The sequence below is a fragment of the Saccharothrix hoggarensis genome, from assembly GCF_052936025.1.
Genome location: NZ_CP193624.1, coordinates 1,421,886 through 1,448,334, shown reverse-complemented (window position 1 = coordinate 1,448,334; position 26,449 = coordinate 1,421,886). Strand labels below are relative to the sequence as shown.

Below are 26,449 nucleotides of genomic sequence, written 5' to 3'. Positions count from 1 at the left end.
ACGCGTGGCACGCTGAGGCACATGACATCGACCGGAGTGCGCCTGGTGGTCCGCCGCCACGTCGACTTCCGTCGTGTCTCCAGCGCGATGTGCCGTCGTTCGGCATAACCCGCGCCTGCCTTTTTGTTCCCGTCGGCGCCGGGTGCGCTGACGAGACCCCCACCACGGCTGTCCCGGGACTCGCACGCGCACCAGCGCCCCGAATCCCCGGAGGACGAGGATGGTCCCCCCGACGACGACGCCTCAGCGCACCAAGCAGCGCCGAGGTGAGGGGCAGTGGGCGCTGGGCTACCGCGAGCCGCTGAACCCGAACGAGCGGAGCAAGAAGGACGACAACCCGCTCAACGTCCGCTCGCGGATCGAGAACATCTACGCCCACGGTGGTTTCGACTCGATCGACCCGGCGGATCTGCGTGGTCGTTTCCGCTGGTACGGGTTGTACACGCAGCGCAAGCCGGGGATCGACGGCGGTCGGACGGCGACGTTGGAGCCGGAGGAGCTGGACGACGAGTACTTCATGCTCCGGGTCCGGATCGACGGCGGTCGGTTGACGACGCAGCAGTTGGCGTTGATCGGTGAGTTGTCGCAGACGTACGCGCGGGACACGGCGGACATCACCGACCGGCAGAACGTGCAGTACCACTGGATCCGCATCGAGGACGTGCCGACGATCTGGCGCAAGCTGGAGGACGCGGGCCTGACCACGATGGAGGCCTGCGGCGACAGCCCGCGGGTGGTGCTGGGTTCGCCGGTGGCGGGGATCGCCGAGGACGAGGTGGTCGACGGCACGCCGGCGATCGACGAGATCCTGCGCCGCTACATCGGCGACCCGCGCTTCTCGAACCTGCCGCGCAAGTTCAAGACGGCGATCTCGGGGTTGCCGGACGTGGCGCACGAGATCCACGACGTGGCGTTCGTCGGCGTGGACCACCCCGAGCACGGCCCCGGCTTCGACCTGTGGGTCGGCGGTGGTCTGTCCACCAACCCGATGATCGGCAAGCGGTTGGGCGCGTGGGTGCCGTCCGACGAGGTGCCGGACGTGTGGGAGGGCGTGATCAGCGTCTTCCGTGACTACGGCTACCGGCGGTTGCGGCACCGCGCCCGGATCAAGTTCCTGGTCGCCGACTGGGGTCCCGAGAAGTTCCGCCAGGTGCTGGAGGACGAGTACCTCAAGCGCAAGCTCGTCGACGGCCCCGCGCCCGAGGTGCCCGCGATCCCCCGCGACCACATCGGCGTGCACCGGCAGAAGGACGGCCTGTACTACGTCGGCGCCGCGCCGATCGCGGGCCGGGTGTCCGGTTCCACGCTGGTCGAGGTGGCCAAGGTCGTGGAGCGGGCCGGGTCGGGCCGGGTTCGTCTCACCCCGCAGCAGAAGTTGGTGGTGCTGGACGTGCCGGAGGCCGAGGTCAAGGGCCTCCAGGCCGACCTGGCGAAGCTGGGGCTGCAGACGGAGCCGTCGCCGTGGCGTCGGGGCGTGATGGCGTGCACCGGCATCGAATTCTGCAAGTTGGCAATCGTGGAGACCAAGGCGCGCGCGGTCGATCTGGTGGCGGCGCTGGAGACCCGGTTGGCCGACGTCGTGGCGGGCGTCACCGAGCCGATCTCCGTGCACATCAACGGCTGCCCCAACTCGTGCGCCCGCATCCAGACCGCGGACATCGGCCTCAAGGGCATGATCGTCACCGACGCCGACGGCAAGCAGGTCGAGGGCTTCCAGGTCCACCTCGGTGGCGGGCTCGGCCTGGACGCCGGGTTCGGCCGCAAGCTGCGCGGCCACAAGGTGACGGCCACCGAGCTGTCGGACTACGTCGAGCGCGTGGTGCGCAACTTCGTGGCCAAGCGAGAGGCGGACGAGCGTTTCGCCCAGTGGGTCGCCCGCGCGGACGAGGGTGATCTGAAATGAGCGAGCGGGCCACCCCCTTCTACTGCCCCTACTGCGGCGACGAGGACCTTCGTCCGCAGGAGGAGCCCAGCTACTCGTGGCTGTGCTCCGCCTGCCGCCGCGTGTTCACCGTGAAGTTCGTTGGTCTCAACCTTCCTCAGGAGGTGCAGCGATGACCGCCCCCACCAGGGTCGAGGAACTGAAGGTGATCGCCGAGGCCGCTTCGGTCGAGCTGGCGGAGGCCAGTGCCGAAGAGGCTCTCGCGTGGACCGCCCGGACGTTCGGCGAGAGCTGGATCGTCGCGTCGAACATGCAGGACGCGGTGCTGATCGACCTGGCGTCCAAGGTGAAGCCGGACGTGGACGTGCTGTTCCTGGAGACCGGCTACCACTTCGCCGAGACGATCGGCACGCGTGACGCGGTCGACCTGGTGTACCCGGACGTGCACATCGTGAACGCGGCGGCGGAGCAGTCGGTGGCCGATCAGGAGGCCGAGTTCGGTCTGTTGAACCAGACCGACCCGACCAGGTGCTGCCAGTTGCGCAAGGTCATCCCGTTGCAGCGCACCCTGAAGAACTACGACGCGTGGGTCACCGGCGTGCGGCGAGTGGACGCGCCGACGCGGGCGAACACGCCGATCGTGCAGTGGGACGAGCGCAACGGCCTGGTCAAGGTCAACCCGATCGCGCCCTGGACCGACGACGAGTTCAACGCCTACATCGCCGAGCACGGGATTCTGGAGAACCCGTTGGTGCAGGCTGGTTACCCCTCCATCGGCTGCGCGCCGTGCACCGCGAAGCCGCTGCCGGGCGCGGACGCCCGCAGCGGCCGGTGGGCCGGGCTGGCCAAGACCGAATGCGGGTTGCACGGATGACCACCACCGCCCTGGACACCCTGGACCGCCTCGAGTCCGAGGCGATCCACATCTTCCGCGAGGTCGCGGGCGAGTTCGACCGGCCGGTGATCCTGTTCTCCGGCGGCAAGGACTCCACCCTGCTGCTGCACCTCGCGGTCAAGGCGTTCTGGCCCGCCCCCGTGCCGTTCCCGCTGCTGCACGTCGACACCGGCCACAACTTCGAGGAAGTCATCGAGTTCCGCGACAAGGTCGTGGCCCGGCACGGGCTGCGGCTGGAAGTCGCCAGCGTGCAGGACTACATCGACGACGGCCGGCTGGCCGAACGCCCCGACGGCACCCGCAACCCCCTGCAGACCGTGCCGCTGCTCGACGCCATCACCTCGCACCGGTTCGACGCGGTGTTCGGCGGCGGGCGCCGCGACGAGGAACGCGCCCGCGCCAAGGAACGCATCTTCAGCCTGCGCAACGCCTTCGGCCAGTGGGAACCCCGCCGGCAACGCCCCGAGCTGTGGAACCTCTACAACGGCCGCCACCGCCCCGGCGAACACGTCCGCGTGTTCCCCCTGTCCAACTGGACCGAACTCGACGTCTGGCACTACATCGCCCGCGAGAACATCGAGCTGCCGTCGATCTACTACGCCCACCGCCGCGAGGTCTACCTCCGCGACGGCATGTGGCTGGCGGAAGGCCCCTGGGGCGGCCCCCGCGACGGCGAGCACAAGATCGAGAAGACCGTGCGCTACCGCACCGTCGGCGACGGCTCCTGCACCGGCGCGGTCGAGTCCGACGCCGCCGACATCCAGGCCGTCATCGCCGAGGTCGCCGCCTCACGCCTGACCGAGCGCGGCGCGACCCGCGCCGACGACCGCCTCTCCGAGGCCGCCATGGAAGACCGCAAGCGGGAAGGCTACTTCTAGATGAGCGACCTGTTGAGGCTGGCCACCGCCGGCAGCGTGGACGACGGCAAGTCCACCCTGGTCGGCCGCCTGCTCTACGACACCAAATCCGTCCTCGCCGACACCCTCGACGCCGTCCACCGCGCCAGCGCCGACCGCGGCCTGACCACCCCCGACCTCTCCCTCCTGGTCGACGGCCTGCGCTCCGAACGCGAGCAGGGCATCACCATCGACGTCGCCTACCGCTACTTCGCCACCCCCAAGCGCTCCTTCGTCCTGGCCGACACCCCCGGCCACGTCCAGTACACCCGCAACACCGTCACCGGCGCCTCCACCGCCCAACTCGGCGTACTCCTGGTCGACGCCCGCAAGGGCGTCATCGAACAGACCCGCCGGCACGCCGCCGTCCTGGCCCTGCTGGGCGTGCCGCGGCTCGTGCTCGCGGTCAACAAGATCGACCTCGTGGACTTCGACGAGGTCACCTTCGCCCGCATCGCCAAGGAGTTCACCGCCCACGCCACCGCCCTGGGCTACCCCGAGGACGCCGTGGTCGAGATCCCCGTCTCCGCCCTGGCCGGGGACAACGTGGTCGAACGCTCCGACCGCACCCCCTGGTACGACGGCCCCACCCTGCTGGAACACCTCGAAACCGTGCCGGTCGACGCCGACCCCCACGACGCCCCCTTCCGCTTCCCCGTCCAATACGTGATCCGGCCCCGCACCACCGAACACCCCGACTACCGCGGCTACGCCGGCCAGGTCGCCGCCGGCACCGTCCGCGTCGGCGACGACATCACCGTCCTCCCCGCCGGGCTGCGCTCCACCGTCACCGGCATCGACACCGCCGACGGCCCCCTCGACCACGCCACCTCCGGCCAATCGGTGACCCTGCTCCTGGCCCACGACCTCGACATCTCCCGCGGCGACCTCATCGCCGCCGCCGCCGTGCCACCCAAGGTCACCGACGAGTTCGACGCCACCGTCTGCTGGCTCTCCGACAAACCCCTCACCCCCGGCGCACGCGTCCTGGTCAAGCACGGCACCCGCACCGTCCAGGCCATCGTCACCGAACTGCGCACCCGCTTCGACGAGCAGAAGCTCGCCAGCACCGACGCGCCCGACTCGCTCACGCTCAACGAGATCGGCCAGGTCGCCCTGCGCACCGCCGAGCCGATCCCGGTGGACGACTACACGCGGAGCCGCCGCACCGGCGCGTTCCTGGTCATCGACGCCGCGGACGGCAGCACGCTCGCCGCGGGGCTCGTGGGTGCTCCGCTGCCGGAGTTGGACGGCGTGGACAGCTGTACGGAGGGCGGGAACACCGCCCAGTCCGACAGCCACGCCCTCGTGTCCCCCGGTCCCTGAAAGGCCTCGCGAACGTGAGTACCAAGCGCAGCATCCTGACCGCGTCCCTCGTAGCACTGACGGCACTCACGGCACTCGCCGGGTGCTCCCGCGTCGACCGCGGTGAGGAAGCCCCGCCGCAGGACAAGGGCGCCGCGGCGGAAATCCGCCTCGGCTACTTCCCCAACGTCACCCACGCCTCCGCGCTGATCGGCGTGGACCAGGGCCTGTTCGCCAAGGAACTGGGCACCACCAAGCTGACCACCCAGACGTTCAACGCCGGCCCCGAAGCGGTGAACGCACTGCTCGGCGAGTCGCTGGACGCGACGTTCATCGGCTCCGGCCCGGCCATCAACGCCTACGCCAAGTCCAAGGGCGAGGCGGTGCGGCTGATCGCGGGCGCCACGTCCGGCGGCGCGCAGCTCGTGGTCAAGCCGGAGATCGCCTCGGTGACGGACCTCAAGGGCAAGGTCATCACGACCCCGCAGCTCGGCAACACGCAGGACGTGGCGCTGAAGAAGTGGCTGTCCGACGAGAAGCTGGCCGTCGGCGCGGGCCCGGACCAGGTCAACGTGACCAACACGGAGAACTCGCAGTCGCTCGACCTGTTCAAGAAGGGCGACGTGCACGGGGCGTGGGCGCCGGAGCCGTGGTCGTCCCGCCTGGTGCTGGACGCGGGCGCGAAGGTGCTGGTCGACGAGAAGACCCTGTGGGAGGGCGGCAAGTTCCCGACCACGGTGCTGCTGGTGCGCGCCAAGTTCCTGCAGGAGCACCCGCAGACGGTCGAGGCGCTGCTGCGCGGGCACCTCGCCGCCACGGACTTCGCGGTGACCAACGCGGTCGAGGCGAAGCAGATCGTCAACAAGTCGCTGAAGGACCTGACCGGCAAGGCGCTGGGCGAGCCCGTGCTGGACCGGGCGTTCGGCAACATCGAGCTGACGCTGGACCCCCAGGCCAGGAGCTTCCCGCGGCTCGCGAACGACGCGGTGACGGCCGGGGTGGCGAAGGAGGCCGCGGACGTGGCCGGCATCGCCGACTTCACGCTGCTGAACAAGGTGCTCTCCGCGGCGGGCAAGCCGACCGTGGACCCCGCAGGCATGGACAAGAAGTAACTCGTCGAGGAAGGCAGGCACACCATGACCGCCACGCTGGAAACCCCGACGTCCGTGTCCGATGTGGACGCCGCGGTGACCTTGTCCGGGGTTCGGAAGGTCTTCGGCCACGGCGCTTCCGGCGTCGTCGCGCTCGACGGCGTCGACCTGCGCGTCGCGCCGGGCGAGTTCGTGTGCCTGCTGGGCGCGTCCGGCTGCGGCAAGTCGACCTTGCTCAACCTGGTCGCCGGGCTGGACGCGCCCACCTCGGGCAGCATCGAGCTGACCACGTCACGGCCCGCCGTGATGTTCCAGGAGGCCGCGCTCATGCCGTGGCTGACGGCGGCGCGCAACGTGGAGCTGCCGATGCGGCTCGCCGGCGTCAAGCGCGGTCCGCGGCGGGAGAAGGCCAGCGAGCTGCTGTCGCTGGTGCGGCTGGTCGGCGCGGGTCACAAGCGCCCGCACGAGCTGTCCGGCGGCATGCGGCAGCGCGTGGCGCTGGCCCGCGCGCTGGCGTCCACGCTGGGCAGCGCCCAGGACGGCACGCCCGGCCTGCTGCTGATGGACGAGCCGTTCGCCGCGTTGGACGCCATCACCCGCGACGTGCTCCAGGCGGAGCTGGTGCGGGTGTGGCGCGAGACGTCCACGGCGATCGTGTTCGTCACGCACGACGTGCGCGAGGCCGTGCGGCTGGGCCAGCGCGTCGTGCTGCTGTCGTCCCGCCCCGGCCGGGTGGTGCGCGAGTGGTCCACTGTGGACTGCGACGAGCCCGCCGTCATCGACGAGATCACGACCCACCTGCGAGAGGTGATCAGCGGTCATGCCGCAGCTTGACACTGACCTCGCGGCCGTCGGCGCGGGCCTCGACGCGCTCGACGCGCCGTCGCAGGAGCGGCGCCCGTCGCTGCGGAAGCGCTTCCTCCGCACCGCGGTGCCGCCGCTGATCGCGTTCGCCCTGCTGCTGGGTGTCTGGCAGGGGTTGTGGGCGTTGGCGCTCTGGCCGGAGTACCAGCTGCCGTCGCCCGCGTCGGTGTGGGCGGCGGTGGCCGAGGCGATCCAGACCGGCCGGGCGTTCGAGGTGCTGTGGACGTCCGTCAGCCGGGCGGTGCTCGGCTTCCTCACCGCGGTGGTCATCGCCACCCCGCTCGGGTTGCTGATCGCCAAGGTGCGGGTGGTGCGGGCGGCGATCGGGTCGCTGCTGACCGGTCTCCAGTCGTTGCCGTCGGTGGCGTGGGTGCCGGCGGGCATCCTGTGGTTCGGCGCGACGCCGTCGACGATCTACTTCGTGGTGCTGATGGGTTCGGTGCCGTCGATCGCCAACGGCCTGGTGTCGGGCGTCGACCAGGTCCCGCCGCTGCTGCCGCGCGTCGGCCAGGCGTTGGGCGCCGGTCGGTTCGCGTCCGCCCGGCACATCCTGCTGCCCGCCGCCCTGCCCGGCTACCTGGCCGGGTTGAAGCAGGGGTGGGCGTTCTCGTGGCGGTCGCTGATGGCGGCGGAGATCATTGCGACGTCGCCGCAGCTCGGCGAGGGCCTGGGGCAGTACCTGCACAACGGGTCGGCGTTGAACGACATCTCGATGGTGATCGCGGCGATCTTCCTGATCCTGCTGGTGGGTGTCGGGATCGAGCTGCTGGTGTTCCGGCCGTTGGAGCGGGCGGTGCTGCGGGCGCGCGGGTTGACGGGTGCCCTGTGACGGCGTTGGTGGCCGTGGCGCACGGCAGTCGCGATCCGCGGTCGGCGGCGACGGTGCACGCGTTGCTGGACGTGGTGCGGGCGTTGGCGCCGTCGCTGGACGTGCGCGGGTCCTTCCTGGACCTCTCCGTGCCGCTGCTGGGCGACGTGCTGCGGGGTGTGGCGGCGGACGGTCACCGTTCCGCCGTGGTGGTGCCGTTGTTGCTGGGCAAGGCCTTCCACGCCCGGGTCGACGTGCCGAGCGCGGTGGCGGAGGCCCGGCTGCCTTCCCTCGACGTGACGATCGCGGACGTGCTGGGCCCCGATCCCCGGTTGGAGTCGGCGGCGCTGCGGCGCCTGGCGTCCGTGGGCGTGCGGTCGCGTGACCGCTCGCTGGGCGTGGTGCTGGCCGGCGCGGGTTCGTCGCACGCCCCGGCCAACGCCCTGGTGGCGTCGATCGCCGCCCGGTGGGCCGCGGGTTCGGGCTGGGCCGGGGTGGAGCCGGCCTTCGCGTCGTCCGCCGATCCCGACGTGCCGACCGCGGTGGCCCGCCTGCGGGCCCGTGGCGCCCGCCGCGTCGCCGTGGCGTCGTGGTTCCTGGCGCCGGGCTTCCTGCCGGACCGCGTGACCCGGCTGGCCGGCGAGGGCGCGATCATCGCCCCGCCGCTGGGTCCGGACCCGGAGGTGGCGGAACTCGTCCTCCACCGCTACGAAGCCGCCCTGACCGCCGACCTCGCCGCTTCCGCCTGACGCGAGCGGCAAGCGCAAGTCCCGCAGGGGTCTCCGGCAAGCGCAGGCCGTGCAGAGGTCCCCGGCAAGCGCAAGCCCCGCAGGGGTCCCCGGCAAGCGCAGGCCGTGCAGAGGTTCCCGGCAAGCGCAGGCCGTGCAGAGGTCCCCGGCAAACGCAGGCCGTGCAGAGGTCCCCGGCAAACGCAGGCCGTGCAGGGGTTCCGGCACGTGCAAGCCCTGCAGGGGTCCCCGGCAAGGGGACCCCTGCTTTGATCCTGCCAGGTCCGACCGACGATCGCGGTCCGTCGGACCCGACCTGTGGACAACTCCGGAGCTAGCCGTCCGAGGCGGGCGGCTGGTCCGCGTCCAACGCCTCGATCAGGCGTTCCATCACCTTGAGCGTGGTGCGCAGGTCGTCCAGGTCGACCTGCGCCGAGATCCGGTTCGTGAACGCGTGCTGCGCCCGCGTCAGCCCTGAGACGGCCTCCCAACCGGCCGCCGTGGGCCGGAACAGCTTGGCCCGCTTGTGCGCCGGGTTGGGCACGTACTCGGCCAGGCCCTTCTCCACCAGCAGGTCGGCGATGCGCTGCACGCTCTGCCGGGTCAGGCTCATCTCCCGCGCGATGCCCGCCACGGGCAGCGGCTGCCGCATCACCGCGCCGAGCACCTGCCACCACGCGGCGGTGAGGCCGACCGGTTTCGTCATCACCTCGGCGGCTTCGAGGAAACCGCCGTAGAGCCGGAAGGTGCGCATGATGATGTCGGTCAGCACGTCACCCGCCGCGGTGCGGGGCTCCACCTCCGTGCGGACGTCGTTCATGACGCCGCGGTGACGAGCTTGCGGAACCACTCCGGGGAGCCGGTCCGGTAGAGGCCGTACCAGGCCTCCGTCACGGCGGGCTCGTACAGGTCCAGTTCGGTGAAGATCTCCCGTGCGAACTCCAGCGCCGACGTCGCGCCGGCCGTGATCAGTCCGCCCGCCCGCACCGCGCGCTCGGAGCTGAAGTGCGCGGCGCCGGTGTACTGCGGCACGGACATCAGCTGCTCGACCGCGTTGCCGCCGTGCGGTCGGTCGTTGAGGAGCCCTTCCGCGGCCAGGCCGATGGTCGCGCCGCAGATCGCCGCCACCGGCACGCCCGCGTCCAGCCAACGCCGTGCCGCCGCGGCGAACACCGCGTTGCCGCCGGTCACCCACTTGTCTGCGCCGGGCAGGATCAGCATCGCGCTGTCGGCCGGCTCGATGTCGGCCAGCGCCAGGTCCGGCGTGATGCGCAGCCCTCCGATGGACGTCACCGGGTCGAGCGTCTCGGCGACGGTCCGCACCTGGTACCGGCCGGGCTGCTTCTGGAACTGCGGGTTGTTGACGTGCGCGGTCGCGTACCCGAACTCCCAGTCCGCGAGCGTGTCGTACAGGGCGAGGTGGACCGTCTGCGTCTCCATGACAGTATCCTGTCGTTTTGACAGCATCCTGTCAATAGGCACGGGATCGTAGAGTGCCCGGCATGGCAGACGAGCTGGTCCACTACGAGGTGCGGCGTGGCATCGCGACGATCACGCTGGACTCCCCCCACAACCGCAACGCCCTGTCCGCGCGGCTCCGCGCCGAGCTGACCGGTCACCTGAAGGCCGCCACCGCCGACGACGCGGTGCGCGTGATCGTGCTGAGCCACACCGGACCGGTGTTCTGCTCCGGCATGGACCTCAAGGAGGCGGGCGGCGCGAGCGCCGACAAGCAGGGCGTCAACGAGTTCCCGGCCATCCTGGAACAGCTGTGGACGAGCCCGAAGCCCGTGGTGGCACGGCTGGCGGGCCCGGCCCGTGCGGGCGGCGTCGGGCTGGTGGCGGCGTGCGACATCGCGGTCGCCGCGGACACGGCCACGTTCGCGTTCAGCGAGGTCCGCATCGGCGTGGTGCCCGCGGTCATCTCGGTGACGGTGCTGCCGCGCCTGCTCCCCCGCGCCGCGCACGAGCTGTTCCTGACCGGCGAGACGTTCGCCGCGCCGAAGGCCGTCGCCATCGGCCTGATCAACTCCGCGGTGCCCGCCGACGACCTCGACGCCGAGGTCACCCGGTACACCGACATGCTCGCGCTCGGCGCGCCCGACGCCCTGACCGCGACCAAGCGGATGCTGCAGGAGCCGCGCTCGAACGACCTCGGCGAGGTGTTCGCCGACATGCTCGCCCTGTCCGCCCGCCACTTCGGCGGCCCCGAGGGCCAGGAGGGCATCGCCGCGTTCGTCGGCAAGCGCAAGCCGTCGTGGGTGCCGACGGAGGACTGAGGGCTCGGGACGGGCGGGGACGATCCGGTCGACGCACCCCGCCCGTGCCGATCACCGCTGGTCGAAGCTCTTGGAAGCGTGGCGGACCGGGTCAGTCCGTGTAGACGACGGTCAGGACGCGGTCGCCCAGTTCGGCCGTGCGCGCCGCCGCGTCGGCCAGCACGGACTCCACGTCCGCGTTCCCGCCCTCCCACTCCAGCACGTGCTCGCCCTCGGGCAGCCACGACAGGTCGGTCAGGCAGTCGTACAGAGCGTCGAGGTTGTGCCCGAACCAGTCGGGGAAGCTCAACGCGTCCGCGATGGCCCCGATGGCGGCCTTCTTCGAGCGCGCGCCGCGGCGCACCACGTGCCGGTAGGTCATTCGGTCACGTCCACGACGACGAACGACTCGTAGTGGTCACCTGTGTAGTACACCTCGTCGGACGACCCGGTGACGAGCCGACGCGCGCCGCGGTCGTCGCTGCCCGGCGTCGGCACGGTGTACTCGCGGTAGTAGTCGCGCGGCTTGGCGGGCAGCAGCCGCTCCCGGTTCTGGAACGTCACGCCGTCGTTGCGCGGGTACGGGAACGGCCCGCCGCGCTCGATCAGCCGCCACGTGGCCGCAGCCTGTTCGGGCAGGCTGGACAGCGCCTTCACCGGCAACCCGGACTCGGCGCCCGGAACGGCGCCGGACGCCGTGCCGGACGCCTCGGCCGCGACGGAACCCGACGTGGACGGCGCGGGCGGCGCGGGGGTGGAGCCGGTGAGGTCCTTGGCGAAGTAGCCGACCACGACGAGCGCGATCAGGCCGAGCAGTGCGACGGAGAGCCGCCGGGCTGGAGTCACGCCCCGGAGCCTACGAAGGACGGGCCGGGTCCACCTTCCCGGGCTGCGGCTCGGCGCCCGGCGGCGGGACCTTCGGCACGGGGTTGAACCTGGTCGAGGCGTTGTCCACGACCCGGTCGATCAGGCGGGCGACACCCAGGCACAGCGGCAGCAACACGGCCATGAGCAGGGCGAACTGGAACGGGAACGCCAGTTGGGCGAGCCACAGCTCCACCCCGTCCCACCACTGCTCGAACGCGTCGACCACGTCGTCGAGCCTAGCCCCGTGACGTGCTTCACCGCACACGGCTCACTACCAGTCGGTAAGTTGCCCGCATGTTCGCCGTCTACGCAGCCGAGCCGAGCCCGCAAGACCCGATCGCCGCACTGCGCGTGGGCGACCGACCGGAACCCGAGGTTCCGCCCGGTTGGGTGAAGGTCGCCGTGCGCGCGGCGAGCCTGAACATGCACGACCTGTGGACGCTGCGCGGCGTGGGGATCAAGGCGGACCGGTTCCCCATGATCCTGGGCTGCGACGGCGCGGGCGTGCTGGAGGACGGCACGGAGGTCGTGCTGCACTCCGTGATCGGCGACCCGGACTGGTCGGGCGACGAGACGCTCGACCCCGGCCGCACGCTGCTCACCGAGAAGCACCAGGGCACGTTCGCCGACCACGTCGTCGTGCCGGCGCGCAACGTCCTGCCGAAGCCGGCGGGCCTGAGCTTCGCCGAGGCGGCGTGCATGGGCACGGCGTGGCTGACCGCGTACCGGATGCTGTTCGTGAAGTCGGGCCTGCGGCCGGGTCAGACGATGCTGGTGCAGGGCGCGTCGGGCGGTGTGGCGACGGCGCTGGTGCAGCTGGGCCGTGCGGCGGGGTTCCGGGTGTGGGTGACGGGTCGGACCGAGGAGAAGCGGGCGCTGGCCGAGAGCCTGGGCGCGCACCGGTCGTTCGAGTCCGGCGCCCGCCTGCCGGAGCGCGTGGACGCGGTGTTCGAGACCGTCGGCAACGCCACGTGGTCGCACTCGATGAAGTCGCTGAAGCCGGGCGGGATCGTGGTCATCTCGGGCGCGACGAGCGGTGACGCGTCGGCGGCCGAGCTGCAGCGGCTGTTCTTCCTCCAGCTGCGCGTGGTCGGCTCGACCATGGGCACGCGGGAGGAGCTGGGCGACCTGCTGGCGTTCTGCGAGCTGACCGGCCTGCGCCCGCAGATCGGCGCGGAGCTGCCGTTCGAGCGCGCCGAGGAGGGCTTCCGCGCCATGCTCGACGGCGAGACCGCGGGGAAGATCGTCTTCACCCGCGACTGAGGTCCGACGCACGTCCTCGCAATCGTCATGTCGCACAAAAATGACCCCATCGAGTGGTGCTATCGAACAAACCTGGTGTCGGCGGACCGGCGTACGGTTCGCCGCACACCAACCACCCGAGGGAGCCGGCGCATGACCGTGCAGAACGGATTCGGCCAGGGCCGCGGCGTGTTCCGCCGAAAGCCCATCGAGCAGATCAGTGACGAGAAGACCGCCCTGACCCGCACCCTGGGCCTGTGGCAGCTCACCGCGATCGGGATCGGCGGCATCATCGGCGCCGGCATCTTCTCGCTGGCGGGCGCCGTCGCCAACAAGACCGCGGGTCCCGCCGTGCTGATCTCGTTCCTCGTTGCGGGCATCGCGAGCGCCGCCGCCGCGTTCTCGTACGCCGAGTTCGCCGGCCTGATCCCGAAGGCGGGCTCCGCCTACACCTACGGGTACGCGGTGCTCGGCGAGATCGTCGGCTGGTTCATCGGCTGGGACCTCCTGCTGGAGTACACCGCGATCGTGGCCGTGGTGGCGATCGGCATCAGCGGCTACTTCAACGAGCTGCTGAACCTGCTCGGCATCGACCTGCCGGTGTGGATGCTCGGCGCGCCCGGCACGGAGGGCGCCGACGTCGCGGCGGGCAGCTACAAGGTCAACCTCTTCGCCGTCCTGCTGTGCCTGCTGATCGCGTTCGTGCTGAACATGGGCATGAAGAACGCGGCCCGGTTCGAGACCACCCTGGTGTACCTCAAGGTCGCCGTGGTGCTGCTGGTGATCGTGGTCGGCGCGTTCCACATCAACACCGGCAACTACAACCCGTTCTTCCCGTTCGGCCTCTCCGGCGCGCTGACCGGCGCGGCCACGGTGTTCTTCGCGGTGTTCGGCTACGACGCGATGAGCACGGCCGCCGAGGAGTCCAAGGACTCCCAGAAGCACATGCCGAAGGCGATCATCTACTCGCTGGCCATCTCGATGGTGCTGTACGTGCTGGCCTGCCTCGTGCTCACCGGCATGGTCAACTACAAGGACGTGGACTCGGAGAGCGCGTTCGCCTCGGCGTTCGCCGACATCGGCCTGCCGGCGCTGGGCATCATCATCTCCGTCGGCGCGGTGCTCGGCATCACGACCGTGCTGTTCACGTTCCTCATGGGCGCGGCTCGGGTCGGCTACTCGATGTCGCGCGACGGCCTGCTGCCGAAGTGGTTCGCCAAGACGCACCCGGTCAAGCACGTGCCGACGCGCACCACGTGGGTGCTCGGCGTCGCGTCCGCCGTCATCGCTGGCTTCCTGCCCATCGCCGAGGCCGCGGAGCTGACCAACATCGGCATCCTGCTGGCGTTCGTGGTCGTGTGCATCGCGGTGATCGTGCTGCGGTACAAGCAGCCCGACCTGCCGCGCACGTTCAAGACGCCCGGCATGCCCGTCGTGCCGATCATCGGCGTGGTGTTCTCGCTGTGGCTGATCACGTTCCTGGCGCCCGAGACGTGGCTGCGCTTCGCCGTCTGGTTCGGCATCGGCCTGGTCGTGTACCTCGCCTACAGCAAGCGGAAGTCAGTGCTCAACAACCCCACCTCGGGCGCCGAGGACTGAGTCGCACCACTCGTCGACGACGTCGGCGAGCACGGCCATCGGCAGCGGCCCCCCGCACAGCACGAGGTCGTGGAACGCCTTGATGTCGAAGCGGTCGCCCAGCCGCCGCTCCGACTCCCCGCGCAGGCGCTGGATCTCCAGCCGCCCCACCATGTAGGCCAGCGCCTGCGCGGGGTTCTCGATGTACCGGTCCACTTCGGAGAAGATGTCGACGTCGGGCATGACCGCGTTGGCGCGCAGGTAGTCCACGGCCTGTTGCCGCGTCCAGCGCAGGGCGTGCAGCCCGGTGTCCACGACGAGCCGGGCGGCGCGCAGCGAGTCCGCCGACAGCATGCCGAGCCGCGAGACGTCGTCCCGGTAGAGGCCCATCTCGTCGGCCAGCCGTTCGGTGTAGAGGGCCCAGCCCTCCAGGTACGCCTCGATGGCCGCGAAGCGGCGCAGCAGCGGCAGGCCGTGCAGCTCCTGCGCCAGCGCGATCTGGAAGTGGTGACCCGGCACGCCCTCGTGGAACGCCGTCGCCTCGGCGCTGAACCGGTCGCGCAGCTCCGCCCGGTGCGTGTTGACGAAGTAGGTGCCCGGCCGGGAGCCGTCCATCGCCGGGTCCAGGTAGTAGGCCAGCGGCGCGTTCGGCGCCTCCGCGTCGGGCACCGCCTCGACCGCGCAGCGCGCCGCCGGCACCGTGCCGAACCAGTCGCCCGCCGCCTCCTCGGCGCGGGCGATGGAGTCCTTGGCCAGCACCAGCATGTCGTCGGCGGCGGCCCACCGCAACGCCGGGTCGGCCAGCAGCCTGGCCCGCACGCCGGCGGCGTCGGTGGGGCCGAACACCCGCCCGCCGATCTCCTCGTACTCCCGGTCCAGCGATTCGATCAGGTCGAGCCCGATCCGGTGCAGCGCCTCGGGCGTGTGGTCGGTCGTGGTGTAGACGCGGACCAGGTCCCGGTAGAGCACGTCCCCGTCGGGCAGCCAGCACAGGCCCGGCTCGTCGGCGCCGCGACCGCGTCCCACGACCTCGGCGCGGACGAAGTCGCGGTACCGGGCCACGGCGGGGCGCACCTCGTCCGACAGCACGCGCGCGCAGTCGGCGGCGAGCGGCGTGCCGCGCAACGGCGTGGCCAGCGGGTCGTCCGCCTCCGCCAGGTAGCGGTCGAGGCGTTCCACGGCGGCTTCCGCCAGGTGCCGCAGCGGGCGGCGGTCGGAGTCCCGCTGCCGGCGGGCGAGGGCGTCCAGGTAGCCCGGTAACGACGACAGGCGGGCCAGGTAGGCGCGCCGGGCGCGGTCGTCGGCGGGCCGGACCATCGGCAACGCCCCGAGCAGCACGGCGACCGGCGCGTTGAGCCCTTCGGCGTGCGTGTGCTCGACCAGCTTCGCGTCAAGCCGGTGCACCACGCCCCACGCCTGCTGCACGACCACCGCACGCGTCACCGGGTCGTCGTCCCCGACGCGCGCACGCTTCGCGATGTCCTCGGCACGGTCGCGCAGCGCGCGCTCGGCGTCGGCGCTCGGGTCCGGCAGCCGGTCGTCCCAGCCGGGGATGCCGAGGAGGGTCGCCATCACGGGATCGGCGTCCAGCACCAGGGTCAACAGCTCGTCGGCCAGCTCGCGCGCGGTCGTCACGCCGTCATTGTCCGGTGCTACCCCGGCGGAATGCGCGTGATCGCGACGGAAAGGGCTTGGCGCGCCTCGGCGAGCAGCCGTGCCACGACCTCGGCGGCCGGGGCCGGTCGGACCAGCGCGTAGGTCTGGCCGGCCCACAGCGACATCAGCTCCGGGTCGCCCGTGGCCCGCACCGGCTTGGTCAGGTGGTGCACCTCCGGGTACGCGGCGGGCGCCCGGTCCTGGTTCTCCGCCAGGAACCGGTTCACCAGCCCGCGCGCCGGACGTCCGCTGAACGCCCGCGTCAACGCGGTGCGGCGGGTGCCGTCGCGGAGGGCCTGGCGGTGCGCGGCGGACGTGCCCGCCTCCGGCGTGGCCAGGAACGCCGTGCCGAGCTGCGCGGCGACCGCGCCGGCCGTCATGACGGCGGCGACGTCCGCGCCGTGCACCAGGCCGCCGGTGGCGATCAGCGGCAGGTCGACCTTGGCGCGGACCAGGCGCAACGCGGCCAGCACGCCGAACAGCTCGCCGCCGCCGGGCGAGACGCCGTCGTCGGCGAACGTGCCGCGGTGCCCGCCCGCGTCGCTGCCCTGCACGCACAGCGCGTCCGCGCCGACCTGGGCCGCCTGCGCGGCCTCCTGCGGAGTGGTGACGGTGACGACGACCGTGGCGCCGGCGGCGTGCAGGCGGTGCACGTCCCGCGGGTCGGGCAGGCCGAACGTGAACGACACGACCGGCACCCGCAGCGCCATCACGAGTTCCAGCTTGGCCGCGTAGGCGTCGTCGTCCCACCGGGGCTCGCCCGGCTCGGTCGGCGACTGCGCCCGGACGCGCTCGCGGTAGCCGGACAGGTCGGTGGTGGCCCGAGGCCCCGGCACGAACAGGTTCACGCCGAACGGCCGGTCGGTGAGCGCGGTGGTCGCGGTGATCTGCGCGGCGACCGCCTCGACGGTGAGGTAGCCGGCGGCGAGGAACCCCAGGCCACCCGCCCGGCCCACCTCGGCCACGAGTTCGGGTGTGGACGCCCCACCGGCCATCGGCGCGGCGATGACGGGCACTTCGAGTCGGTCCAGCATGCCGCGACCCTAACCCGCCTCACGGCCGGCGCGGCGTATTCGCAGGTCCGCGTCTTCCCGTGGCAAAACGCCACCGGGCCGGACCGCCGTCCCTCCCGCGGCGCGACGGGAGGGACGGCTTCCGCCGCGCTACGGCAGCGTGTCCAGGTGCGGCGCCACCGTGTTGGCGAACTGCCAGTTGTTGGAGGCGTCCCAGTTGATCGACCACGTCATCGCGCCGCGGATGCCGGGCCACGTCTGCGCGGGCTTGAACGAACCGCAGTTCGTGCCCTTGGCCAGGCAGTTCAGCGCCGCGTTGACGTTGGCGGGCGACTGGTAGCCGCCGCCCGCGCCGGACGGCGAGGCGGGCAGGCCGAGGCCGACCTGGTCGGGCCGCAGGCCGTTCTGGAGCTGGATGCAGGCCAGCGCGACCAGGAAGTCCACCGTGCCCTGGGCGTAGACCTTCTGGTCGCAGCCGAGCATGGTGCCGGAGTTGTAGTACTGCATGTTGACGACCGTGAGGATGTCCTTCACGGCCAGCGCCAGCTTGAAGTACTCCTGGCCGGTGGACTGCATGTCGATGGTCTGCGGCGCCATCGCGATGACCTTGCCGCCGCCCGCGTGGATGCTGCGCAGCGCCTGCGCCATGTAGGTCGCGTTGACGCCGTTCTCCAGGTCGATGTCCACGCCGTCGAACCCGTAGTTCGCGATCAGGGACTTGACGCTGTTGGCGAAGTTCGTCGCGGCGGTGGAGTTGCCGACGCTGATCGTGCCCTTCTCGCCGCCGACCGAGATGATCACCTTCTGGCCGCGGCCCTGGAGCGTCCGCACGTCCGCCTTGAACTGGGCGTCGGTGTAGCCGCCGAGCTTGCTCGACAGCGTCGGGTCGAGGGTGAACGCGACCGCGCCCGGCGTGGTGGTGGCGTCGGCGAACGCGACGGCCACGATGTCGTACGTGGTCGGCACGTCGGCGAGGCGGAGCAGCCGCGAGCCGTTGTCGAAGTTGTGCCAGTAGCCGGTGAGGGCGTGCTTGGGCAACGTCGGGTTCGGGTTGCCGGTCGTGGTCGTCGTGGTGGTCGTCGACGTGGTGGTGGTCGTCGTCGTCGAGGTCGTCGTGGTGGTGCTGCTCGACGGCGGGGTGCCCGGCCCGTCGAGGCTCACGTCGTCCGCGTAGAACGTGGGCTGGCCGTACCAGCCGTGCACGTAGATCGTGACGCTGCTGGTCGCGCCGGTGGTGAAGTCGATGCTGAGCCGGCTGAACCCGGCCGAGCCCGGCGTCCACGTGCTCTTGTCGCCGCTGCCGGTGCCGGTCACGCCCAGGTAGACGTAGCTGCCCTGCACCCAGGCGCTCAGCTGGTAGGCCGTGTTGGCCTGCACGGCGATCGTCTGCGAGCAGCGCGCGTTGTCCTGGCCGGCGGGACTGCCCGCCAGGGCGTGCGTGCCGCTGCGCTTGACCGCGGTCGACGCGGTCGACGCCGCGCTGCACGTCCACCCGCTGGTGCTGCCCTCGAAACCGGGGTTCGCGACCAGGTTGGCGGCCGACGCGCTGCCCACGACCACCAGGGTCAGGCCCGCGATCGCCAGCACACCCGCCAGCACCGCGCCCAGTGCGCGTCTCATCCTCGAAGCCACGTCCACCTCCACGTCCTGTCGGCGGCCACGGCCCAGCGCAGTGACGTGGGCCACCCGAAAAATGGACTAGACCACTGGGACTTGTCAAGGGGTGTGACCATGAGCGGATGACGTTCACCGTTGATGACGCCATCCGGATCGCCCGCGCCGCCCACGACGGGCAGGTCGACAAGTCGGGCAAGCCGTACATCGGCCACCCGCTGCGCGTGATGGGCCGCGTGTCGGGCGAGCACGCGCGGATGGCGGCCGTGCTGCACGACGTGGTCGAGGACACCGCCGTCACGGCGGACGACCTGCTGGCCGCCGGGTGCCCGCCGGAGGTGGTGGCGACCGTGCTCGCGCTGAGCCACCGCGAGGGCGAGTCGCAGGAGGACTACCTCGCGCGCGTGCTGACCGACCCGGTCGCGGTCGAGGTGAAGCGCGCCGACATCGCCGACAACCTGTCACCGCCCCGGCTGGCGCTGCTCGACACCGCCACCCAGGACCGGCTGCGGGCCAAGTACGCGAGGGCGCTCGACCTCCTCGGGCGGGACGGGCGGTGAGGTCCGGTTCGCCTCGCCGTTACCCCGCCGACGTCTGCGCGGGGGTGGCCGGACGGGTCCCTGACACCGTTGTAACAGTTGCGGCGGAGATCACGCCGGAAATGGCGGCGCAGGGCTCTGACGTGCGGCATCATGGTAGGTGAACCGATACAGAGAGACGACCGAAAGGCGACATGACCAACCCTCTGAAGACCGTTCGCACGTACCTCGCCACCCGGCGGCAGATCCGCAAGCGGGAAGCGGACCTGAACCGCGAGTTGGCCGCCTACAACACCCCGAGCGCCCGGATGGACATGGAAGCCATCCTGGCCCGGCACACGAGCCACGAGGCGCGTGAGATCGAAGCGATCCTCCGCCGCCAGGCGCTCAGCACCACGCTGCGCAACCACGGCTGAGCTCGCCAGTCCCTTCGAGGGCCTTCAGGACAGGGGCGTCCTGAGGGCCCTTTCGTCTTTCAGCAGACGTGCAGGCCGCACCTTGATCTTCGACGACACCCGCACGGTGAAGGGGACCGGTAGCGCGGTCGAGCCATCCGGGCCGCACGCGAGCGACCACAGAGCTCCGCCACGATCTCCCGAGAAAACGCACGACTCGGCCTCCACACCGACCGGTCACCCCAAGATGTGCCGGTCGGCGCGGATGTAGCCGGTGGTCCTACTTCCTGCCCTTGTCCTTGCCGCCGGAGTCGTCGGTCGACAGGGCGGCGACGAAGGCTTCCTGGGGGACCTCGACGCGGCCCACCATCTTCATCCGCTTCTTGCCTTCCTTCTGCTTCTCCAGCAGCTTGCGCTTGCGCGTGATGTCACCGCCGTAGCACTTCGCGAGCACGTCCTTGCGCATGGCGCGGATCGTTTCCCGGGCGATCACGCGCGCGCCGACGGCGGCCTGGATGGGCACCTCGAACTGCTGCCGCGGGATGAGCTCGCGCAGCTTGGACGCCATCTTGGTGCCGTAGGCGTAGGCGTAGTCCTTGTGGACGATCGCGCTGAACGCGTCCACCGGCTCGCCCTGCAACAGGATGTCGACCTTCACCAGGTCGGCGTCCTGCTCGCCCGACTCCTCGTAGTCCAGCGACGCGTAACCGCGCGTGCGCGACTTCAGGGCGTCGAAGAAGTCGAAGATGATCTCGCCGAGCGGCATGGTGTAGCGCAGCTCGACGCGGTCCTCGGACAGGTAGTCCATGCCGCCCAGCTGGCCGCGCTTGGACTGGCACAGCTCCATGATCGCGCCGATGTAGTCGCTGGGCGCGATGATCGTGCACTTGGTGACGGGCTCGTACACCTCGGCCCGCTTGCCGTCGGGCCAGTCGGACGGGTTGGTCACCACGTGCTCCGTGCCGTCCTCCATGACGACCCGGTACACCACGTTCGGCGCGGTCGAGATGAGGTCGAGGCCGAACTCGCGCTCCAGCCGGTCGCGGGTGATCTCCAGGTGCAGCAGGCCGAGGAAGCCGCACCGGAAGCCGAAGCCCAGGGCGGCCGACGTCTCCGGCTCGAACGTCAGCGCGGCGTCGTTGAGCTGCAGCTTCTCCAGCGCCTCGCGCAGGATCGGGTAGTCGGAGCCGTCCACCGGGTACAGCCCCGAGTAGACCATCGGCCGCGGCTCGCGGTAGCCGGCCAGCGGCTGGGTGGCGCCGTGCTTCTCGGCCGTGACCGTGTCGCCCACCTTCGACTGGCGCACGTCCTTCACGCCGGTGATGAGGTAGCCCACCTCGCCGACGCCCAGGCCGACGCTCGGCTTCGGCTCCGGCGAGATGATGCCGACTTCCAGCAGCTCGTGGGTCGCGTTCGTGGACATCATCCGGATGCGCTGGCGCGGCGTGATCTTGCCGTCGACCACGCGGATGTAGGTGACCACGCCGCGGTAGGTGTCGTACACCGAGTCGAAGATCATCGCGCGGGGCGGGGCGTCCGCGTCGCCGACCGGGGCCGGCACGCGCTTGACGACCTCGTCCAGCAGCGCGCCGACGCCGAGGCCCGTCTTGGCCGAGACCCGCAGCACCTCCTCGGGCTCGCAGCCGACGATGTGGGCGAGCTCCTTGGCGTACTTGTCGGGGTCCGCGGCGGGCAGGTCGATCTTGTTCAGCACCGGGATGATGGTGAGGTCGTTCTCCATCGCCAGGTACAGGTTGGCCAGGGTCTGCGCCTCGATGCCCTGCGCGGCGTCGACCAGCAGCACGGTGCCCTCGCACGCCTCCAGCGCGCGCGACACCTCGTACGTGAAGTCGACGTGACCGGGCGTGTCGATCATGTGCAGCACGTGGTCACGGCCGTCGACCTGCCACGGCAGCCGCACGTTCTGCGCCTTGATCGTGATGCCGCGCTCGCGCTCGATGTCCATGCGGTCGAGGTACTGCGCGCGCATCGCCCGCTCCTCGACGACGCCGGTGAGCTGCAACATGCGGTCGGCCAGGGTCGACTTGCCGTGGTCGATGTGCGCGATGATGCAGAAGTTCCGGATCAGCTCCGGAGGCGTGAACGTCTGGTCGGCGAACGTGCTCACTCAGGTTCCTCGCACACGAAGGACGGGGGCCTATTTCGTCTGGACAAGGACGCGGGCCCATTTCAACTGCACACAGCATCTCACGTCACGCCGCCGTGGCGTCCCCCCTGTGCGTGACCGAGGCCATAAGCTGCCCCGCGTGTACGCGAACGGTGAGGACGCCCGCCCGGTCCGGGGCGCGGTGCGCGAGGTCCACACGGCCGCGGTGGCGGCCACCCTGGAGTACTCCCCCGACCTGGACGGGCTGGCCGACCCGGGCGAGGTGGTGTGGGCCTGGGTGCCGTTCGAGGAGGACCCGACCCGCGGCAAGGACCGGCCGCTGCTGGTCGTCGGACGCCACCGGCGGGCCCTGCTGGCCCTGATGCTGACCAGCAAGACGCCCGACCGGCACGAGGAGGACGACTGCCTCGACCTGGGCTCGGGCCGCTGGGACCGGGACAGCCGGCGCTCCTACCTGCGGTTGGACCGGGTGTTCGAGCTGGACGAGGACGACATCCGGCGCGAGGGCTCGGTGCTGGAGCCGGAGCGGTTCTCGCTGGTCGTGGACGCGCTGCGGCGGATGGGCTGGCGCTGACCCCCTGCTCCCCTGACCGCTGCCCCCTGACCGCCTGACCCGCTGACTCCCTGACCGCCTGACCGGCGTCTCCGGGGCGCATCTCCGGGGCGCATCTCCGGATCGCTCTCCGGGCGATCCCCGATGCGACCCGAACGGCGTCCGGCGACGCTGGGTGCATGGCGAGCAACCTGATGAAGGCGTTCGACGCGGCGTTCGGCCACCCGCGGGGCAAGGTGGGCGAGCTGGGCGGCCGGGTCATGGCCAAGCTGAACGCGCCGGTGGAGGAGCACGTCACGGAGGTGGCCGCTCCGACGTCCGAGGAGGTCGTGCTGGTGCTCGGCCCCGGTCCGGGCGTCGGCCTCAAGCTGGCGGGCGAGCGCGCGCTGAAGGCGATCGGCGTCGACCCGTCGCTCGTGATGCTGGACGAGTCGCGCGACCGGTGCGCGGAGCTGATCGTGGCGGGCAAGGTGGAGCTGCGCGAGGGCGCGGCGGCGCGGACCGGGCAGCCCGAGGACTCCGTGGACGTGGTGATCTCGGTCAACAACCTCCAGCTCTGGGGGAACCGGGCGGCGGCGTTCCACGAGCTGTTCCGGGTGCTGCGGCCGGGCGGGCGGCTGGTCGTGTCCGTGCACCGGTGGGCGCTGGACACGTCCGAGTACGACCTGATGCGGGAGGCCGAGGCGGCGGGCTTCACCGACGTGCGGACGTCGTTGCGCCAGTACGGCGGGGTGGTGCCGGCGGCCGTGGAGCTGTTCGCGCACGTCCCGTCGTGAGTGTGGCGCGGAGGTCAGGCGGTGAGGTCCAGCGCCATCCGGACGTGGGTCTCGTCCCGCCGGACCTCCCGCCAGCCGCGCGCGGTGTAGAAGCGCCGCGCGCGGTGGTTCTGCGCGAACACGTCGAGGCGGGCGGTGGTGAGGCCCTGGTCGCGCAGGGCGTTCATGGCGGCGGTGTGCAGGGCGAGGCCGGCGCCGCGGCCCCACCGCGCCGGGTCCACCTGGAGCTGGCCCAGCTCGCCGTCCGACGTGACCAGAGCGAACCCGGCCAGGTCGCCGTCGAGGTCGGCGCACAGCCAGGTCCGGCCGGGGCGGGCGAAGTCGAGGTCGTGGGCCCTCATGGACCGCTCCCACTCGGCCAGCTCCTCCTCGGGCAGGTGGCCCTCGTAGTAGCTGCGCCGGGCCTTGACGTAGATGTCGACGAGCGGCGACTTGTCCTCCGCGCCCGGCGCGCGCACTGTGATCGTCCCCATGAAGTCAGGGACGCGACACCGCCGGCCAGGTTGTCCGGACCTCGTGCTTGGGCGCGTCCGGCGCGAGGAACGCGAGCAGGCCGGCACCCTCCCGCTCAACCTCGTCCATTGTGGACAGACGATGGAACGGGCGGAGTTCCAGCGTGGCGACCTCCTTGGTGCGGTGGAGCTTCCAGTCACCGGCGGTGACGCCGTCGAACAGGAAGAACTGCGGCACGGGACCGTGCGGGTCGTAGTTCCGCGCCCGGACGTCCGCGGTGACGACGCGGCGGCGGTCGGCGTGCGACAGGAGGATGTTGTCGTAGTCGTAGAGGAACCGGGCCGGCGCGGGCACGTCCTCGTCCGGGCGGGGCGCGTCGGGCAGGTCGAACAGCTCCTGGCCGTCCTCGTCGCGCAGCCGGAGCAGGGGCAGCCGCTCGACCACCTCGCGCAGCCGCGTGAGCCCCGACCAGGTCTGCACGTCCTTCACCGTCGCGGGCCCGAACGCGGCCAGGTAGCGCAGCACCACGTCGTCCACGGACGGCGCCTCCGCCACCGGCGCGCCCAGCCACGTCTCGACCGGCGTGTGCGCGGTGGCGCCGCTGCGCCCCCACACCCCGCGCGGCGGCACCTGCACCAGCGGCACCAGGCAGCGGATCGCGTAGGCGAGCGCGGCGGGCGTGCGCTCGGGCCACCTCTCGTGCAGCAACGCGCCCAGTTCCTTGTTCGTGCGCGGCTTCTCGGCCAGCAGCGCGCGCCCGGCGGCCACGACGGCGTCCACGTCGAGGCCGCGCATGTCCCGGCCGTGCGTGTGGTTGCGGAACAGGTCCCGGCCGAGCGCGGGCTGCACCACCGGGCGCAGCGCGAGCGCGTCCTCGGCGACGACCAGGTGGAGCGTCGAGCGCATCAGGGCGATGCGCACGAGCCGGCGGTCCACGAGCAGGTCGGCGGCCTGGTCGGGGGTGAACCCGGCGACGCGTGACCACAGGCCCGTGTACCAGGTGTGCGGGGTCTGGGCCTGGAGCCCGACGAGGTGCGAGACGACCTCCGGCACGGTCCGGTCCGTGCGGGCCAGCAGGAACTGGCGGGCCAGGGTGGCGCGGCCGAGGGCGCGGCGGCTCAGTACCGGGGTCATGGGCCCACCGTAGGACCGATTGCGGACAGGTTCGGTCCGCATGACGGGTGCGGTTTGCCCCGCACGCTGAAAAAGTGATATCACTTTGCTAAGCGAGCGATATGAGATCGAGGGGTGGAACATGAACGCGACGGATCTGGCGGACGTGGCGGCGGTGCAGATGCCGACTCCGGTGGTTCGGGAGCGCGAGGCGCGGGCGCCGTCCGGGTGGGGCGTGCTGGGCGTCGCGGTGGTCGCGACGCTGGCGGGCGTGGCGGCGCTGGTCCTCGGCCTGGTCGCCGACGGCGGGCCGAGCGTCCCGGTGCTCGTCCTCGGCGCGGTGCTGGTGGTCGTGGGCGGCCTCGCGGGCGCCGGGCTGTTCACCGTCGCGCCGGGCGAGTCGCGGGTGCTCCAGTTCGCGGGCCGCTACACCGGCACCGTGCGGCAGGACGGCCTGAGGTGGGCGAACCCGTTCACCACGAAGGCGAAGGTGTCCACCCGCATCCGCAACCACGAGACGGCGACGTTGAAGGTCAACGACGCGGACGGCAACCCCATCGAGATCGCCGCCGTGGTGGTGTGGCAGGTCGAGGACACGGCGCGGGCCATGTTCGAGGTGGACGACTTCGTGCGGTTCGTCGGCATCCAGACCGAGACCGCGGTGCGGCACATCGCCACCAGCTACCCGTACGACAACCACGAGGAGAGCGGGCTGTCGCTGCGGGAGAACGCGGACGAGATCACCGAGACGCTGTCGCTGGAGATCGCGGCGCGGGTGCAGTCGGCCGGGGTCAAGGTCATCGAGTCCCGGCTCACGCACCTGGCCTACGCTCCGGAGATCGCGCACGCGATGCTGCAGCGCCAGCAGGCGGGCGCGGTGGTGGCGGCGCGGTCGCGGATCGTGGAGGGGGCGGTCGGCATGGTGCAGCTCGCGCTGGCCAGGCTCGCCGAGGAGGACGTGGTCGAACTGGACGAGGAGCGCAAGGCGGCGATGGTGTCGAACCTGCTGGTCGTGCTGTGCGGCGACCGATCCACCCAGCCCGTGGTCAACGCCGGGTCGCTGTACACCTGACGTGGCCGAGCGCAAGAGCGTCCTGTTGCGCCTCGACCCGGCCGTCCACGACGCGCTGGCGAGGTGGGCGAACGACGAGTTGCGCAGCACGAACGCGCAGATCGAGTTCCTGCTGCGCCGCGCGCTCGCCGAAGCCGGTCGGCTGCCCTCCGGGGCCGCCGACCAACCCCGGCGCGGTCGTCCGCGCAAGAGCGACTAGGCGTCCGCGCGAGAGCGACTAGGCGTCCGCGCGAGAGCGACTAGTAAGCGGGCGACGCGCCTTCGTCGTCGTCCACCACCTCGGGGCGGACGTCGGCGGTGCACCACTTGCACTTGTCGGCGTCCACCGCGATGAACTCCTTGCAGCGCGGGCACTCGCGGGAACCCTGCGCCCGGAAGTTGCCGAGCTTGGCCAACTTCATCAGCTTCACCAGGCCGAACAGCACCAGGCCCAGCAGCAGGAAGCTCAACAGCTCGGTCAGGAACGCGCCGTAGCGGATCTCGGCCTCGTTGACCGTGAGCACCAGCCCGCCGAAGTCCGGTTGGCCGAAGATCGCGGCGACCAGCTGCATCAGCACGTTGCCCGCCAGGCTCTCCACCAGGGCGGCGAACGCCGTGCCGATGATGAAGCCCAGCGCCAGGTCGAACATGTTGCCGCCCAGGGCGAAGCCCTTGAACTCCAACCACAGCTTCTTCACCCTCGGTGAATCGGCCATCACCGCCACCGGCCTTGAGCCACACGTT

General features: G+C 71.3%; 30 protein-coding genes. 18 read left to right on the top strand and 12 right to left on the bottom strand.

The genetic code is table 11. The features are described 5' to 3' along the window. Positions 1-220 precede the first annotated feature (220 nt). Genes ACRAKH_RS07030 through ACRAKH_RS06990 form a run of 9 tightly spaced genes read left to right on the top strand, consistent with a single transcriptional unit; the run spans position 221 to position 8,490 of the window. Positions 221-1,903, top strand: a complete 1,683-nt coding sequence (locus ACRAKH_RS07030; RefSeq protein WP_447009693.1) for a nitrite/sulfite reductase — start codon at positions 221-223, stop codon at positions 1,901-1,903. After that, positions 1,900-2,058, top strand: coding sequence for an Insertion element protein (locus ACRAKH_RS07025; protein WP_380730831.1), 159 nt, complete (start codon positions 1,900-1,902; stop codon positions 2,056-2,058). Before ACRAKH_RS07030 ends, ACRAKH_RS07025 begins: the two co-directional genes overlap by 4 nt. After that, positions 2,055-2,756: a phosphoadenylyl-sulfate reductase gene (locus ACRAKH_RS07020; RefSeq protein ID WP_447009692.1), complete on the top strand. Its 702-nt coding sequence runs from the start codon at positions 2,055-2,057 to the stop codon at positions 2,754-2,756. Before ACRAKH_RS07025 ends, ACRAKH_RS07020 begins: the two co-directional genes overlap by 4 nt. After that, complete coding sequence (gene cysD, locus ACRAKH_RS07015; RefSeq protein ID WP_380730557.1) at positions 2,753-3,655, top strand: sulfate adenylyltransferase subunit CysD; 903 nt, start codon at positions 2,753-2,755, stop codon at positions 3,653-3,655. Before ACRAKH_RS07020 ends, cysD begins: the two co-directional genes overlap by 4 nt. Then, a complete protein-coding gene (locus ACRAKH_RS07010) occupies positions 3,656-4,999 on the top strand; it encodes a sulfate adenylyltransferase subunit 1 (RefSeq protein WP_447009691.1) in 1,344 nt (447 codons plus the stop codon). Positions 5,000-5,013: 14 nt separating this feature from the next. Beyond that, positions 5,014-6,090: an ABC transporter substrate-binding protein gene (locus tag ACRAKH_RS07005; RefSeq protein WP_380730227.1), complete on the top strand. Its 1,077-nt coding sequence runs from the start codon at positions 5,014-5,016 to the stop codon at positions 6,088-6,090. Between the two features lie 24 nt (positions 6,091-6,114). Further along, a complete protein-coding gene (locus ACRAKH_RS07000; protein WP_380730225.1) occupies positions 6,115-6,903 on the top strand; it encodes an ABC transporter ATP-binding protein in 789 nt (262 codons plus the stop codon). Further along, complete coding sequence (locus ACRAKH_RS06995; RefSeq protein ID WP_380730223.1) at positions 6,890-7,762, top strand: ABC transporter permease; 873 nt, start codon at positions 6,890-6,892, stop codon at positions 7,760-7,762. Before ACRAKH_RS07000 ends, ACRAKH_RS06995 begins: the two co-directional genes overlap by 14 nt. Beyond that, entirely contained in the window at positions 7,759-8,490 is a 732-nt protein-coding gene (locus ACRAKH_RS06990) for a sirohydrochlorin chelatase (protein ID WP_447009690.1), read from the top strand. Before ACRAKH_RS06995 ends, ACRAKH_RS06990 begins: the two co-directional genes overlap by 4 nt. A 313-nt stretch (positions 8,491-8,803) precedes the next feature. On the opposite strand, the gene ACRAKH_RS06985 is transcribed toward ACRAKH_RS06990, so the two are convergent. Together ACRAKH_RS06985 and ACRAKH_RS06980 are read right to left on the bottom strand one after the other, a co-directional pair. Beyond that, entirely contained in the window at positions 8,804-9,289 is a 486-nt protein-coding gene (locus ACRAKH_RS06985; protein WP_380722355.1) for a MarR family winged helix-turn-helix transcriptional regulator, read from the bottom strand. Then, on the bottom strand, positions 9,286-9,909 hold the full coding sequence (locus ACRAKH_RS06980) for a DJ-1/PfpI family protein (protein WP_380722357.1): 624 nt from the start codon (positions 9,907-9,909) through the stop codon (positions 9,286-9,288). The genes ACRAKH_RS06985 and ACRAKH_RS06980 overlap by 4 nt, the downstream gene beginning before the upstream one ends. Before the next feature lie 62 nt (positions 9,910-9,971). Between ACRAKH_RS06980 and ACRAKH_RS06975 the strand changes: the two genes are divergently transcribed. Continuing rightward, positions 9,972-10,748, top strand: coding sequence for an enoyl-CoA hydratase-related protein (locus tag ACRAKH_RS06975; protein ID WP_380722359.1), 777 nt, complete (start codon positions 9,972-9,974; stop codon positions 10,746-10,748). A gap of 91 nt (positions 10,749-10,839) precedes the next feature. On the opposite strand, the gene ACRAKH_RS06970 is transcribed toward ACRAKH_RS06975, so the two are convergent. The 3 genes from ACRAKH_RS06970 to ACRAKH_RS06960 are packed head-to-tail and all read right to left on the bottom strand — an operon-like array spanning position 10,840 to position 11,820. Next, entirely contained in the window at positions 10,840-11,109 is a 270-nt protein-coding gene (locus ACRAKH_RS06970) for a barstar family protein (protein WP_380722361.1), read from the bottom strand. Then, positions 11,106-11,573 carry a ribonuclease domain-containing protein gene (locus tag ACRAKH_RS06965; RefSeq protein ID WP_380722363.1) on the bottom strand — a complete coding sequence of 156 codons (468 nt, stop codon included), beginning with the start codon at positions 11,571-11,573 and terminating at the stop codon, positions 11,106-11,108. Before ACRAKH_RS06965 ends, ACRAKH_RS06970 begins: the two co-directional genes overlap by 4 nt. Before the next feature lie 10 nt (positions 11,574-11,583). Beyond that, on the bottom strand, positions 11,584-11,820 hold the full coding sequence (locus ACRAKH_RS06960; protein ID WP_380722364.1) for a hypothetical protein: 237 nt from the start codon (positions 11,818-11,820) through the stop codon (positions 11,584-11,586). A 68-nt stretch (positions 11,821-11,888) separates the two neighbouring features. Between ACRAKH_RS06960 and ACRAKH_RS06955 the strand changes: the two genes are divergently transcribed. After that, complete coding sequence (locus ACRAKH_RS06955; protein ID WP_380722365.1) at positions 11,889-12,857, top strand: zinc-binding dehydrogenase; 969 nt, start codon at positions 11,889-11,891, stop codon at positions 12,855-12,857. Positions 12,858-12,989: 132 nt separating this feature from the next. Further along, on the top strand, positions 12,990-14,435 hold the full coding sequence (locus tag ACRAKH_RS06950; protein ID WP_380722366.1) for an amino acid permease: 1,446 nt from the start codon (positions 12,990-12,992) through the stop codon (positions 14,433-14,435). On the opposite strand, the gene ACRAKH_RS06945 is transcribed toward ACRAKH_RS06950, so the two are convergent. The 3 genes from ACRAKH_RS06945 to ACRAKH_RS06935 form a co-directional block, all read right to left on the bottom strand. Beyond that, on the bottom strand, positions 14,397-16,049 hold the full coding sequence (locus ACRAKH_RS06945) for a DUF885 domain-containing protein (protein ID WP_380722367.1): 1,653 nt from the start codon (positions 16,047-16,049) through the stop codon (positions 14,397-14,399). The two genes, ACRAKH_RS06950 and ACRAKH_RS06945, sit on opposite strands and share 39 nt — an antisense overlap. A 17-nt stretch (positions 16,050-16,066) precedes the next feature. After that, positions 16,067-17,104 (bottom strand): NAD(P)H-dependent flavin oxidoreductase, encoded by a 1,038-nt coding sequence (locus ACRAKH_RS06940; RefSeq protein ID WP_447009689.1) that lies wholly within the window; start codon positions 17,102-17,104, stop codon positions 16,067-16,069. Positions 17,105-17,233: 129 nt separating this feature from the next. Continuing rightward, positions 17,234-18,703 carry a chitinase gene (locus tag ACRAKH_RS06935; RefSeq protein ID WP_380722369.1) on the bottom strand — a complete coding sequence of 490 codons (1,470 nt, stop codon included), beginning with the start codon at positions 18,701-18,703 and terminating at the stop codon, positions 17,234-17,236. Positions 18,704-18,822: 119 nt separating this feature from the next. On the opposite strand from ACRAKH_RS06935, the gene ACRAKH_RS06930 reads away from it, so the two are divergent. Together ACRAKH_RS06930 and ACRAKH_RS06925 are read left to right on the top strand one after the other, a co-directional pair. Further along, entirely contained in the window at positions 18,823-19,257 is a 435-nt protein-coding gene (locus ACRAKH_RS06930; protein ID WP_380722370.1) for a phosphohydrolase, read from the top strand. Between the two features lie 173 nt (positions 19,258-19,430). Next, positions 19,431-19,652: a hypothetical protein gene (locus ACRAKH_RS06925; protein ID WP_380722371.1), complete on the top strand. Its 222-nt coding sequence runs from the start codon at positions 19,431-19,433 to the stop codon at positions 19,650-19,652. 259 nt (positions 19,653-19,911) lie between these two features. Here ACRAKH_RS06925 and lepA read toward each other — a convergent pair whose 3' ends face one another. After that, positions 19,912-21,759, bottom strand: coding sequence for a translation elongation factor 4 (gene lepA, locus ACRAKH_RS06920; protein ID WP_380722372.1), 1,848 nt, complete (start codon positions 21,757-21,759; stop codon positions 19,912-19,914). Positions 21,760-21,898: 139 nt separating this feature from the next. Here lepA and ACRAKH_RS06915 point away from each other — a divergent pair, with 139 nt between their 5' ends. Together ACRAKH_RS06915 and ACRAKH_RS06910 are read left to right on the top strand one after the other, a co-directional pair. Continuing rightward, positions 21,899-22,333 carry a type II toxin-antitoxin system PemK/MazF family toxin gene (locus ACRAKH_RS06915; protein ID WP_380722374.1) on the top strand — a complete coding sequence of 145 codons (435 nt, stop codon included), beginning with the start codon at positions 21,899-21,901 and terminating at the stop codon, positions 22,331-22,333. Between the two features lie 158 nt (positions 22,334-22,491). Beyond that, positions 22,492-23,088, top strand: coding sequence for a class I SAM-dependent methyltransferase (locus tag ACRAKH_RS06910; RefSeq protein WP_380722376.1), 597 nt, complete (start codon positions 22,492-22,494; stop codon positions 23,086-23,088). A 14-nt stretch (positions 23,089-23,102) separates the two neighbouring features. Here the strand turns inward: ACRAKH_RS06910 and ACRAKH_RS06905 are convergent, their stop codons facing one another. Both ACRAKH_RS06905 and ACRAKH_RS06900 read right to left on the bottom strand, forming a co-directional pair. After that, a complete protein-coding gene (locus ACRAKH_RS06905; protein ID WP_380722378.1) occupies positions 23,103-23,561 on the bottom strand; it encodes a GNAT family N-acetyltransferase in 459 nt (152 codons plus the stop codon). Positions 23,562-23,565: 4 nt separating this feature from the next. Beyond that, the gene (locus ACRAKH_RS06900) at positions 23,566-24,675 is read right to left on the bottom strand and encodes a winged helix DNA-binding domain-containing protein (RefSeq protein WP_380722380.1); all 1,110 of its coding nucleotides are present in this window, start codon (positions 24,673-24,675) and stop codon (positions 23,566-23,568) included. Between the two features lie 121 nt (positions 24,676-24,796). Between ACRAKH_RS06900 and ACRAKH_RS06895 the strand changes: the two genes are divergently transcribed. Beyond that, positions 24,797-25,726: an SPFH domain-containing protein gene (locus tag ACRAKH_RS06895; RefSeq protein ID WP_380722382.1), complete on the top strand. Its 930-nt coding sequence runs from the start codon at positions 24,797-24,799 to the stop codon at positions 25,724-25,726. A 1-nt stretch (position 25,727) separates the two neighbouring features. Beyond that, positions 25,728-25,925, top strand: a complete 198-nt coding sequence (locus tag ACRAKH_RS06890; protein ID WP_380722384.1) for a hypothetical protein — start codon at positions 25,728-25,730, stop codon at positions 25,923-25,925. Positions 25,926-25,965: 40 nt separating this feature from the next. On the opposite strand, the gene ACRAKH_RS06885 is transcribed toward ACRAKH_RS06890, so the two are convergent. Continuing rightward, positions 25,966-26,421, bottom strand: a complete 456-nt coding sequence (locus ACRAKH_RS06885) for an MscL family protein (RefSeq protein ID WP_380722386.1) — start codon at positions 26,419-26,421, stop codon at positions 25,966-25,968. Positions 26,422-26,449: the final 28 nt, after the last annotated feature.